At 69.7% G+C, this 11,679-nt stretch carries 8 protein-coding genes and 1 pseudogene; 5 read left to right on the top strand and 4 right to left on the bottom strand.

All coding sequences use genetic code 11. The annotated features are described in order from the left end of the window. Window positions 1-537: pseudogene (locus A33M_RS10650) on the bottom strand (hypothetical protein); the annotation flags it as partial. Between the two features lie 164 nt (window positions 538-701). Further along, the gene (locus A33M_RS10645; RefSeq protein WP_008386790.1) at window positions 702-1,118 is read right to left on the bottom strand and encodes an NADH:ubiquinone oxidoreductase subunit NDUFA12; all 417 of its coding nucleotides are present in this window, start codon (window positions 1,116-1,118) and stop codon (window positions 702-704) included. Between the two features lie 220 nt (window positions 1,119-1,338). Between A33M_RS10645 and A33M_RS10640 the strand changes: the two genes are divergently transcribed. Together A33M_RS10640 and A33M_RS10635 are read left to right on the top strand one after the other, a co-directional pair. After that, entirely contained in the window at window positions 1,339-2,559 is a 1,221-nt protein-coding gene (locus A33M_RS10640) for a mechanosensitive ion channel family protein (RefSeq protein ID WP_008386788.1), read from the top strand. A gap of 731 nt (window positions 2,560-3,290) precedes the next feature. Further along, window positions 3,291-7,199: a vitamin B12-dependent ribonucleotide reductase gene (locus tag A33M_RS10635; RefSeq protein ID WP_008386784.1), complete on the top strand. Its 3,909-nt coding sequence runs from the start codon at window positions 3,291-3,293 to the stop codon at window positions 7,197-7,199. Between the two features lie 300 nt (window positions 7,200-7,499). Here the strand turns inward: A33M_RS10635 and A33M_RS10630 are convergent, their stop codons facing one another. Then, on the bottom strand, window positions 7,500-8,096 hold the full coding sequence (locus A33M_RS10630) for a hypothetical protein (RefSeq protein WP_008386781.1): 597 nt from the start codon (window positions 8,094-8,096) through the stop codon (window positions 7,500-7,502). Window positions 8,097-8,456: 360 nt separating this feature from the next. Between A33M_RS10630 and A33M_RS23880 the strand changes: the two genes are divergently transcribed. After that, entirely contained in the window at window positions 8,457-8,648 is a 192-nt protein-coding gene (locus A33M_RS23880) for a hypothetical protein (RefSeq protein WP_157223422.1), read from the top strand. Between the two features lie 97 nt (window positions 8,649-8,745). Here the strand turns inward: A33M_RS23880 and clpS are convergent, their stop codons facing one another. Further along, window positions 8,746-9,051, bottom strand: a complete 306-nt coding sequence (clpS, locus tag A33M_RS10620; RefSeq protein WP_008386776.1) for an ATP-dependent Clp protease adapter ClpS — start codon at window positions 9,049-9,051, stop codon at window positions 8,746-8,748. Window positions 9,052-9,514: 463 nt separating this feature from the next. Between clpS and A33M_RS10615 the strand changes: the two genes are divergently transcribed. Next, window positions 9,515-10,435, top strand: a complete 921-nt coding sequence (locus A33M_RS10615; protein WP_008386774.1) for an AbiV family abortive infection protein — start codon at window positions 9,515-9,517, stop codon at window positions 10,433-10,435. A gap of 180 nt (window positions 10,436-10,615) precedes the next feature. Next, window positions 10,616-11,659, top strand: a complete 1,044-nt coding sequence (locus tag A33M_RS10610; RefSeq protein WP_008386772.1) for a GMP reductase — start codon at window positions 10,616-10,618, stop codon at window positions 11,657-11,659. The last annotated feature ends 20 nt before the right edge of the window (window positions 11,660-11,679 follow it).

The following is an 11,679-nucleotide window of genomic DNA, read 5'->3' as shown; positions in this document are numbered from 1 at the left end:
CGCCGATCCGGCCGGCGCCTGCTGGCCCGGCGCGGCGCCGGGGGCGGCCGACTGGCCCGGCTGGGCGGGGGCGATCGCGGCATTCGCCGGCGGCATCGGGGTGGCCGGAACCGGGGTGGCGGGCGCCACCGTGGCGCCGGGCGGCGGCGGCAGCGGCTGCGACTCGAAGGAATCGAGCCCGGTGCCCGAGCGCATGCCGTAACCCGGCGACCGGTCGCCCGAGCGACCATAATCCGGCGTGCGGTCACCCGATCGGCCGTAGTCCGGTGTCCGGCCGGCATCGGGCGCTTGGTAGGTCTGCTCGCTGTCCGGGTCCTGCCCCGGATAGAGCGGCGGCGGCGCGACATAGTCGTCGTCCGGCATCGGCGTCACCGGCTGCAGCGAGCCGGGCGGCGGCGCGGCCGGCGCGCGGCGGGTCGGCACCGCGCTCGGGGGACGCGGCGGGTCGCCGAAAATGCTGCCGAACTGGGCGGACGCCGGCGCGGTCGCCAGCAGGAGACCGAGAAGCGCGAGCGGCGCGCAAGACGTTCGGAGCATGGGCGAACTCGGGAAAGATCGAATCGGACGAGCCGCGCGGCGGCACAGGCCCCGCACGCCCGGCACTCGACATCAGGATTGCGGCACCGACAAGGTGACGCACCGCCGTTTTCGCCGATCCGCCGCCGGGCCGGACCGCGACCGGCCGCGGCGCGGGCGCGGTCTCAGCGGTCCGGGGACCAGGCCTGGTAGTCGCCGGTGGCGGCCGGGCGGCGCGCCTGGGCGAGCGTCGAGCCCGGCGGGCGATAGGCGCCCGGCAGGCCGGTGAGGTTCGGCACGTGCGGCTTCCACCACTCGCGCGGGGTGATCGTCTGCGCGGACGGCGGCACGTCGACGATGTGGTGGATCCAGGCGTGCCACTCGGGCGGGATGCGCGAGGGCTCGGCCTCGCCGTTGTAGATCACCCAGCGGCGATCGTGCCCGAAGGCCGGGCTGATCGCCCCGCCCTTGGCACGATAATAGCGGTTGCCCTGCTCGTCCTCGCCGACCAGCTCGCCGTGCCGCGAGGTGAAGACCTGGGTCCCGAAGGTCTGCCCGTTCCACCACGTGAAGAAGCGCGTCAGGAAGGTCTTGGTGTCCATCGTTTCCCTGCGGCTCGAGGTTTTCCGGTTCATGCCACCCGGGCCGGCCGATGTCCAGGAGCGCGACGGCGCACCCGAAAAGCGGCGCGTGCGCCGGCCGACGAAAGGCCGAGGAACCCGAAACCGGACGACTCGTTGACGCCGTTGTGCGACGCAGCGGAAAGATTACCGCATCGCGGTAGAAACGCCCGCACCGCACGACCGACCCTCGAAACGTGCGGTGAAGGAGATCGATTTGGACAGGATCGAGAGCATCTTGGCCGCGATCTACGATGCGCTTTCCCGAATTCCCGGCAGCGTGGTCGGCGTGGTCGCGCTGGCGCTCGGCGCGGGTGCGGCGCTGATGGTGCACGCGCTGGCGGTCGCCCTTCTGCGGCGGATTTTCACCGGGCGGCCGTTCGTCCAGTCGCTGCTCACCCGCAGCTACGGCCCGAGCCGGGTCGCCATCGCGATCTTCGTGGTGGCGGCGCTGCTGCCGGCGATGCCGTTCGACGGCTATCTCGCCGACGGCGCGGTGCGGATTCTCGGCGTGGTGCTCGTGCTGCTGCTCGGCTGGATCGCGGCGATCGCGGTGGACATCGCCTCGGCGCTCTACATGCGCCGCTTCTACCGGGCGGACACCACCAACACGTTGCTCGCCCGCAAGCACGTCACCCAGGTGCGCATTCTCAAGCGGGTGGTGACGACGCTGGTCGGCGTGGTCACCGTCTCGGCGGCGCTGATGACCTTCGACACGGTTCGGCAATACGGCGTCAGCCTGTTCGCCTCCGCCGGTGCGGCCGGCCTGGTGGTGGGCCTCGCGGCGCGGCCGCTGTTCTCCAACCTGATCGCCGGCGTGCAGCTCGCCATCACCCAGCCGATCCGCATCGGCGACGCCGTGATCGTCGAGAACGAATGGGGCGAGATCGAAGAGATCACATCGACTTACGTCGTCGTGCGGGTGTGGGATCTGAGGCGCCTGATCGTCCCCCTCACCTATTTCATCGAAAAGCCGTTCCAGAACTGGACGCGCGACAACCAGGACATTTTCGGCACCGTGCTGATCCATGCGGACTATGCGGTGCCCGTCGCCCGCGTGCGAAAGAAGCTCGAGGAGATCGTCGCCGGCTCGGCGCTGTGGGACGGCCGGGTCGCGGTGCTGCAGGTGACCGACGCGACCGAGCGGACCGTCGAGCTGCGCGCGCTGGTCAGCGCCCGCTCGGCCGGCGAGGCGTTCGATTTGCGCTGCGAGGTGCGGGAGAAGCTGATCGCCTATCTGCGCGCCGAGTGTCCGGAGGCGCTGCCCCACGTGCGCACGGCGGTGAGCGACGACGGCGCGCGGGGGCGCGACGGTGCGACGGCAGACGGTGCGACCGCGGACGGTGTGACGGCGGCCGGTGTGTCGGCGGCCGGCCGGAGCAGCGCCCTCGCCGCCGCGGCGGTCCCGAGCGGGTCCGCCTGACGGCGAATCGGCCGTGACACCCGATCCGCCCCCGGCGCGGCCCGAGTCGCAGCCGCGAGTCGGCGGCGGCGCGGGGGATGCGCGCAGACGTCGGTACCCCCCTGCTCGCGTCCGTTGCACGGCCGGCCGCGGCGCGCGTAAATATTTCGGCGACGGAGGGAAATTCACTGCCCTTTGTGCGGTGCGATGGCACCGATCGCGGTACCGTCTTCCCCCCGGGCGACGGGCCGGGTGTGGACCGCCTGTGGGCAGCCGGAGATTCCGTCCCGGATTCCAGTGGGTTGCCGAGACCTCGAGAATATCCCCACAATTCTCCGCATGAGCCACCATATTTAGGGGATGGTTCAGATCTCCGCACTACGTCTTGACTGCCTCGGCGGAGTCGGCCTAGCGTGCAGACCCTGCGGCGCGGCGAGTGATGCGTCCTCGCCGGGCGATTCCGAGAGGCTTGCGACGATCATCCACCAGGGGCGGTTGCCCTTCGTGGACACGTTTCGTCGTGCCCGGGCCTCGGTCGGAGATACGCCCGGACGGACGTGAAGAACACGATCGGGACCGCGCGCGCGGATCAACGGGTAACGGGCGTCAGTCGGAGCACGGTGTTTTCGAGGGGAGTACGTCGTCGGCCGCGGGCCGGCGGCGGGGAAGCCGCGAGCCGAACGGCGCGCGGCGATCGGGGAACCGTCGGCGCTCGCCGGATGGCGACGACCGGGACGAGGAAGAGGCAAGAGATGCGGATCGAGCGGCGATACACCAAAGAGGGGCAGTCCCCTTACGCGGACATCGCGTTCCGGACCACCACCAGCGAGATCCGCAATCCGGACGGCTCGGTGGTGTTTCGCGCCGACGCGGTCGAGGTGCCGGCCGCCTGGTCGCAGGTCGCCTCCGACGTGCTCGCCCAAAAATACTTCCGCAAGGCCGGCATCCCGGCGCAGCTGAAGAAGGTCGAGGAGGAGACCGTCCCCTCCTGGCTGTGGCGCTCGGCGCCCGACGAGGAGGCGCTGAAGGGCTTGCCCGAGAAGGAGCGCACCGTCGGCGAGAGCTCGGCGCGGCAGGTGTTCGACCGGCTCGCCGGCACCTGGACCTATTGGGGCTGGCACGGCGGCTATTTCGACTCCGAGGCCGACGCCCGCGCCTTCTTCGACGAGCTGCGCTTCATGCTGGCGAGCCAGATGGTGGCGCCGAACTCGCCGCAGTGGTTCAACACCGGCCTGCACTGGGCCTACGGCATCGACGGGCCGAGCCAGGGCCACCACTACGTAGACTTCAAGACCGGCAAGGTGCACCGCTCGAAGTCGGCCTACGAGCACCCGCAGCCGCACGCCTGCTTCATCCAGTCGATCCAGGACGACCTCGTCAACGAGGGCGGGATCATGGATCTGTGGGTGCGCGAGGCGCGGCTGTTCAAGTACGGCTCCGGCACCGGCACCAATTTTTCCCGCCTGCGCGGCTCGGGTGAAAAGCTGTCGGGCGGCGGAAAGTCGTCCGGCCTGATGAGCTTCCTCAAGATCGGCGACCGCGCGGCGGGCGCCATCAAGTCGGGCGGCACGACGCGCCGCGCCGCCAAGATGGTGATCGTCGACGTCGACCACCCCGACATCGAGACCTATATCGACTGGAAGGTCACCGAGGAGGAGAAGGTCGCGAGCCTGGTCACCGGCTCGCGCACCGCCCAGAAACATCTGCGGGCGGTGATGAAGGCGTGCGTCAACTGCCAGGGCTCCGGCGACGACTGCTTCACCCCGGAGAAGAACCCGGTTCTCAAGCGCGAGATCAAGGCCGCGCGGCGCGCCTTCGTGCCCGACAACATGATCAAGCGGGTGATCCAGTACGCGCGCCAGGGCTACAAGGACATCGAGTTCCCGGTGTTCGACACCGACTGGGATTCGGAAGCCTATCTCACCGTCTCCGGCCAAAACTCCAACAACTCGGTGCGGGTGACCGACGACTTCCTGAAGGCGGTCGAGGCCGACCGTGACTGGGATCTCACCTGGCGGACCACCGGCAAGGTCGCCCGGACCGTGAAGGCGAGCGGCCTGTGGGAGAAGGTCGCCTATGCGGCCTGGGCCTCGGCCGATCCCGGCCTGCAGTTCCACACCACCATCAACGACTGGCACACCTGCCCGGCCTCGGGGCCGATCCGCGCCTCGAACCCGTGCTCGGAATACATGTTCCTCGACGACACGGCGTGCAATCTCGCCTCGCTGAACCTCCTGACGTTCATGAAGGCGAACCTCGCCTCCGCCGAGGGCGCGACCGCCGACCGGCTGGACGTCGAAGGCTTCGAGCACACGGTGCGGCTGTGGACCATCGTGCTGGAAATCTCCGTGCTGATGGCGCAGTTCCCCTCGCGCGAAATCGCCCAGCTCTCCTACGAGTACCGCACGCTCGGCCTCGGCTACGCCAATCTCGGCGGCCTCCTGATGTCGTCCGGCATCCCCTACGACTCCGACGAGGGCCGGGCGATCTGCGGTGCACTGTCGGCGATCATGACCGGCGTCGCCTACGCGACCTCGGCCGAGATGGCGATGCTGCTCGGGCCGTTCCCCGGCTACAAGAAGAACCGCGAGCACATGCTGCGGGTGATCAGAAACCATCGCCGCGCCGCGCACGGCGAGAAGCACGGCTACGAGAAGCTGCAGACGCTGCCGGTCTGGCTCGACCGCGCCGCCTGCCCCGATCCGCGCCTCGTCGAGCACGCCGTGAAGGCATGGGACAAGGCGCTCGCGCTCGGCACCGAGCACGGCTTCCGCAATGCGCAGGCGACCGTGATCGCGCCGACCGGCACGATCGGCCTCGTCATGGACTGCGACACCACCGGCATCGAGCCCGATTTCGCGCTGGTGAAGTTCAAGAAGCTCGCCGGCGGCGGCTACTTCAAGATCATCAACCGCGCGGTGCCGACCGCCCTGCGAAAGCTCGGCTACAGCGACGCGCAGATCGCCGACATCGAGGCCTATGCGGTCGGCCGCGGCACCCTGTCGGACGCGCCGGGCATCAACCACAAGAGCCTCGCGGCAAAAGGCTTCACGCCGGAGATTCTGGCGACCATCGACAAGGCGCTCCCGACCGCGTTCGACATCAAGTTCGCGTTCAACAAATGGACGCTCGGCGAGGCCTTCTGCATCGACACGCTCGGCTTCTCGGCGGAGGAGCTGGCAAAGCCCGGCTTCGACATGCTGGCCGCCCTCGGCTTCACGCGGCGCGAGATCGAGGCCGCCAACGTCCATGTCTGCGGGGCGATGACGGTGGAAGGCGCGCCGCACCTGAAGCCCGAGCATTACGCGGTGTTCGACTGCGCCAATCCGTGCGGCCGCAACGGCCGGCGCTATCTCTCGGTCGAGAGCCACATCCGCATGATGGCGGCGGCGCAGCCGTTCGTCTCCGGCGCGATCTCGAAGACCATCAACATGCCGAACGAGGCGACCGTCGAGGACTGCAAGGCGGCCTACATGCTGTCCTGGAAGCTCGGCCTCAAGGCGAACGCGCTGTATCGCGACGGCTCGAAGCTGTCGCAGCCGCTGCAGAGCCAGCTGGTCGCCGACGACGAGGACGACGACGAGGTGGAGGCGCTGTTGGAGAAGCCCGCCACCGCTCGCGCCGCCGCGCTGTCGGAGAAGATCGTCGAGAAGGTGGTCGAGCGCATCATCGTCATGCGCGAGCGCGAAAAGATGCCGGATCGCCGCAAGGGCTACACCCAGAAGGCCGTGGTCGGCGGCCACAAGGTGTATCTGCGCACCGGCGAGTACGACGACGGCCGCCTCGGCGAAATCTTCATCGACATGCACAAGGAGGGCGCCGCCCTCCGGTCGCTGTTGAACAACTTCGCCATCGCCGTGTCGCTCGGCCTGCAATACGGCGTGCCGCTCGACGAGTATGTCGACGCCTTCACCTTCACCCGGTTCGAGCCGTCGGGCCCGGTGCAGGGCAACGACTCGATCAAGTACGCCACCTCGATCCTCGACTACGTGTTTCGTGAGCTGGCGGTGTCGTATCTCGCCCGCTTCGACCTCGCCCATGTCGACCCCTCGACCACCGGCGGGTTCGATGCGCTCGGCAAGGGCGTCGCCGAGGGCAAGGCGCCGGAGGGCACGCCGGCCGCCCGCCTGGTCTCGCGCGGCCTGACGCGCTCGCGCACCGACAAGCTGGTGGTGATGCAGGGCGGCGGCACCGAGCACCGCGCGGTGACCACCGAGCACCGCCATCCGCCGGGACTGCAGCATCCGGCCGGCGAGGGAAAGCCGGAGAGCCGGTCGCATGCCGAGGCGCGTTCTTCGCACGGCGGGGCCGAGACCGGTGCCACGGGCTCTTCGCTCGCTGGCGGGGCGCATGGTGGGGCACATCATGCGGCGAACGTCACGCCCCTGCCCCGCGCCGCGACCGCCGGCATCGCTGCGGCGGTGGCGCTGAAGTCGGAGCCCGCCCGCGCACTCGACGATCTGCCATGGCAGTCGCCGGCGGAGGCCCGCGAAACCTCCGCCCGCGCGGACGCGAAAGCGCACGTCCGCGAAAAGCGCGCCGAGGCCAAGGCCAAGGGCTACGAGGGCGACCCCTGCGGCGAGTGCGGCAATTTTACCCTCGTCCGCAACGGCACCTGCATGAAGTGCGACACGTGCGGGTCCACGACGGGGTGCTCGTGAGCCGAGACAGGCGTTGTGGGCGGCGCATTGCGCCGCTCACACGGTGCCGATACTCTTCCTTAGAGAAGCAAGCGTAGGGTGGGCAAAGGCGCAAGGCGCCGTGCCCACGCAAGGAACAACGAGACGGCGGCACGACGTGGGCATGCTTCGCATGCCCACCCTACGGAATACGGAGAGCAACCGTAGCCCGGATCGAGCGAGGCGAAATCCTGGGTTTTCGGGTCGAGGCGCCTGCCGGAGGAGTCCCGGATCTCGCTTCGCTCGATCCGGGCTACGATGGAGCCTTGCCTTTCTGCGAAACTACACGGCACGTCCCGCCCGGGATGCGACGCGGCCGGCCGATCCGGTCGATCCGGCGGACACGGCGGTCCGCGGCGGCTCGAACGACCGCCGGGCCGGCACCCCTCGCGGCACCGCCCGCGGGTTCGGCACGGCCGCGGCCGGGCGGCGCGGCTGCACGGATGCTTCGCCGGCGCGTTCGCCCACCGGCTCCGTCTCCGGCTCGGCCGGTGCCTGCGCCTCCTGCCCGGCCCGCGCCGCCTTCTCCGCCGCCTCGAGGTCGCTGAAGCGGTAGGTCACCCGAAGACTCATCCAGGTGCCGTAGCCGGCGAACAGAAACAAAAGGCCGCCGAGATCGAGCCAAGAGAACCAGCGCGTGCCCGCCATCACCCAGAACAGGAACGCGGTTTTCAGGCCGACATAGGCCATGAACCAGAGGATCATCGGCCGCAGAATCTCGCCATAGGTCGCCATCGAGGTCAGCGCCGGCGGCTCGGGAAAGATGCCGCGGGCGGCGAGCGCCGTGCGCGCCGCGAGCACCCGCTGCTTGCGCAGCCAGCCGGCCCAAATCAGCAGCGAGCCGGCGAGAAACAGAGCGGGACCGATCCAGTTGCGCATGGCTCTCCTCCCCGAGGTGGCGCGAGCATCGTCCTCGCACGAGCCGAGCATGCCGGAAGCCCCTCGGGCAAATCACGGAACGGTCAACGAGACGAAACAATGCGGCACGCCGCCCGCACGCATCCGCCGATGCACGCCGCCCGCCCCGCCCGCCACGACCGCTGCAATTCGAGCGCCGCCGGTAACCGGACCGCAAAGGTATTTTGCGACCATCCCTTCATTGCAGCACGCCGGCTCGTCCGGCCCCGCCGAGTCCGCTCGGCGCCCGAGAGCGCGCGCGCCTGCGCCGTGACCGACCGGCGGTTTTCTCGTTCCGGCGGCCCGGCCTTCACCATTGTCGATTTCGATCAGGAGCGTCCCATGCGTGTTCTGTTCGCCGCCTCGGTGTCCGTGCTGACGCTGCTCGCGCTCGGCAACCTCCCCTTCCCGACCGACCCGCACGCCGCCCGGCCCGGCATCCACACCGCCGCGACCCCGGGCGCCGCCGCCACCCGGCTCGGCCCGCCGCAGACCGGTGCCTGCGCGCAGGTCGTCCCCTGCACGGTGATGTGATGCGCCCTGCCGCAGCCGCAGCCCGCTGCGTCGTCCGCGCGAAAGACAACGCCTCGCGTGCCGCCCGCCCGGCCGGCCCGCGAGGCGAAACGTATGCTCAGGTCTCGGGCTCGGTGGTGAAGAACAGCGGGTAGCCGGCCTGCTTGCCGAGATCGGTCGCCTCGGTCGCCTTGGTCTCGGCGACGTCGCGAGCGAACACCGCGACCACGCACGCATCGCGCCGATGCGCCGTGATCATCACCGCATAGGCCTGCTCCTCGCTCATGCGAAACACCGCCTTCAGCACGCCGACCACGAAGTCGCGCGGCGTGTAGTCGTCGTTGAGCAGGATCACCTTGTAGAGCGGCGGGCGCTTGGTGGTCGTCTGCACCACGGTGCGCGGACTCTCGAGGGTTCGGCTCATCTCCGTCTCCTCGCGTGGCGTCGGAGCCGGCGCAAACGCCGCCGGCTCTCACCCTCGTGCGCAGCGTAGCCCGTCTTTCGCATTGCGCAAGAGCGCGGCTAGACCGTCGCCGTCCCGACAGGCCGCGCACCGGAACGCCATTCGCCGTGCAAAACCCCTCGAAAACCCGCCACATCGTTGACACCTCCCGCGCGAATCGATCCAAACTCGTGCAGGGACGCGGGCATTCTCATGGGGCGTCTCGCGCGGACGTGATCACCGGGCCGGGCGATGCGAGCCGTCGCCGCCGGTCTCGATCGTCGGCCCCGCGTGGCGCCCGTGCCCTCGGCCTCACGTTTTTTTTCGACGGGGCGGCCCGTTCGCTGCCCGATTCGGGACGGCCTTTTCGCCGCCCGCTCATTTCACGGGGCGCAGGACGCGCTCATGACGCGATGATTTGTCGTCCGACCATCCGAGGCATGCCATGCACGGCGCCCCAAGACCTCAGACGGAGCTGTTTCCCGACGAAATCCGCGCGCTGACACGGTCGGAGGGCGAGAGCGAGGGCGCGGGCCAGCGCGGCGTGACCGCGCTGCTCGACACGGTCGTGCCGAAGATCGCGGAGGATCGCGACCCCTTCGCCTATGTCGAGTTCCACCGCACCGTGCTGCGGCTCCTGCAGGAGAACGGCGCCGCGCTCGCGCCGCCGGCCGCGTCCCCTCGCCCGGAGGTTTTGCGCGCGACGCGAAAGATCGACGCGGCGCTGAGCGGCCGCGCGCCGGGCACCAGGCGGCCGCCGCTGATCGAGGGCGACACCTTCGAGGCGTGCCTCGGGCAGTACGACGCGCTGATCGGCTATGTCGGCAATCTGTGGGCGTCCGGCTGCGCGCTGTTTCGCGACGGCGCCTGGCCGCTGTGCGCGGCGGTGTCGCTGCTCGCCATGGAGGAGATCGGCCGGCTCGACCGCACCTGGTACGACCTGGTCGCCTGGGACTACAGCGTGGCGCAGGTGGAGACCGTCGACGCGCACCCGGACGAGCAGCGCCGGCAGGATTTCGTCGCCGCGGTGCGCACCGCGCTGGTGAGCCCGCGCCTGCGCCGCCTGTTCGGGCCGGAGCCGGTGGAGCGACTGATCGCCGACATCGAGAGCGGCGAGATCGAGCGGTTCCGGCGGCACTGCCTGCACATCGAGACCGACCGGGGGTGGCTCACCACGCCGGCCGAGCGGGTCGACCGCCCGACCGCCGAGTTCCTGGTGGTGCTGGCGGGCGAGCTGTGGGCCGAGGTGCTCGGGCATTTCCCGTGGAAATATTACGAGATGATCGAGCGGGTGGCGGAGTTCGAGCTGGCGATCGGGCTGCCGCAGGAGCGGGTGTGGGACTCCGGCCTGCCGGCGAGAGGCTGACCGGAGCGCCGCTCCTCCGTGACGTCTCGTCGCCCACCGCCCTTCGCGAAAGGCACGGACGTTCGCGAAAGGCGCAGCGTCTCTGCTAGACTGCCGCCCTCCGCCGCCGGGATGTCGTCTCCGCCCACTGCGCTCGCGCACCCGGCCGGCCACCCCGGAACGGCCATCCCGGAACCACCCATGCACATCGAAACCGATCCGAAACTCGACTTCAAGGACGTCCTGATCCGGCCGAAGCGCTCGACGCTCGGCTCGCGCGCCGACGTCGACGTCACCCGCACGCTGAAGTTCGTGCACACGGGCGCGGAGTGGACCGGCTTTCCGCTGATCGCCTCCAACATGGACACCGTCGGCACCTTCGCGATGGCGCGCTCGCTCGCCCCGTTCGGCGCGATGGTGGCGCTCCACAAGCATTACGACGCGGACGCGCTGGTCGAGTTCTTCAAGGCCGAGCTCGCGGCGAACGTCTTCTATGCGATCGGCACCACCCGCGACGACCTCGACAAGCTCGCCGCCGTGCGCGCCCGCGTGCCGGTGACGAAGATCTGCATCGACGTCGCCAACGGCTACAGCCAGCATTTCCTCGAGGTGGTCACCGAGGTCCGCGAGAAGAATCCGGATGCGGTGATCATGGCCGGGGCGATCGTCACCGGCGAGATGGCCGAGGCGCTGATCCTGGCCGGCGCCGACATCGTCAAGGTCGGCATCGGCTCGGGCTCGGTGTGCACCACCCGCGACCTCACCGGCGTCGGTTATCCGCAGCTCTCCGCCGTGATCGAATGCGCCGACGCCGCGCACGGCCTGCGCGGGCACGTCTGCTCGGACGGCGGCTGCACGGTGCCGGGCGACGTCGCAAAAGCGTTCGGCGCCGGCGCCGACTTCGTGATGCTCGGCGGCATGCTGGCCGGCCACGACGAGTGCGAGGGCACCGTGAAGTACGCCGAGGAGAACGGCCGCAAGGTGCCGGTGGCGATGGAATTCTACGGCATGTCGTCGGACACCGCGATGACCAAGTACTACGGCGGCGTCGCGAATTATCGCGCCTCCGAGGGCAAGACCGTTCAAGTCCCCTATCGCGGGCCGGTGAAGGGCACGATGCAGGAGATCACCGGCGGCTTGCGCTCGATGATGACCTATATCGGCGCCACGCGCTTGAAGGAGGTGCCCAAGCGCACCACGTTCGTGATGGTCGGCGCCCAGCGCAACACCGTCTTCGACCGCTGACGGTCGACCGCCCTCCGGAT

The organism is Rhodovulum sp. PH10, assembly GCF_000293785.1.
Classification (GTDB): Bacteria; Pseudomonadota; Alphaproteobacteria; order Rhizobiales; family Xanthobacteraceae; genus Rhodoplanes.
Note: the sequence above shows the minus strand (reverse complement) of the source record. Positions and strands in the feature narration are given on the sequence as shown.

What these genes read in the sequence shown, in the direction of transcription:
- A33M_RS23880 (WP_157223422.1), top strand. Translation starts at nt 8,457, where the DNA reads ATGCGTGTTCTGTTCGCCGCCTCGGTGTCCGTGCTGACGCTGCTCGCG.
- A33M_RS10615 (WP_008386774.1), top strand. Translation starts at nt 9,515, where the DNA reads ATGCACGGCGCCCCAAGACCTCAGACGGAGCTGTTTCCCGACGAAATC.
- A33M_RS10610 (WP_008386772.1), top strand. Translation starts at nt 10,616, where the DNA reads ATGCACATCGAAACCGATCCGAAACTCGACTTCAAGGACGTCCTGATC.
- A33M_RS10630 (WP_008386781.1), bottom strand. Translation starts at nt 8,096, where the DNA reads ATGCGCAACTGGATCGGTCCCGCTCTGTTTCTCGCCGGCTCGCTGCTG.
- A33M_RS10635 (WP_008386784.1), top strand. Translation starts at nt 3,291, where the DNA reads ATGCGGATCGAGCGGCGATACACCAAAGAGGGGCAGTCCCCTTACGCG.
- A33M_RS10645 (WP_008386790.1), bottom strand. Translation starts at nt 1,118, where the DNA reads ATGGACACCAAGACCTTCCTGACGCGCTTCTTCACGTGGTGGAACGGG.
- clpS (WP_008386776.1), bottom strand. Translation starts at nt 9,051, where the DNA reads ATGAGCCGAACCCTCGAGAGTCCGCGCACCGTGGTGCAGACGACCACC.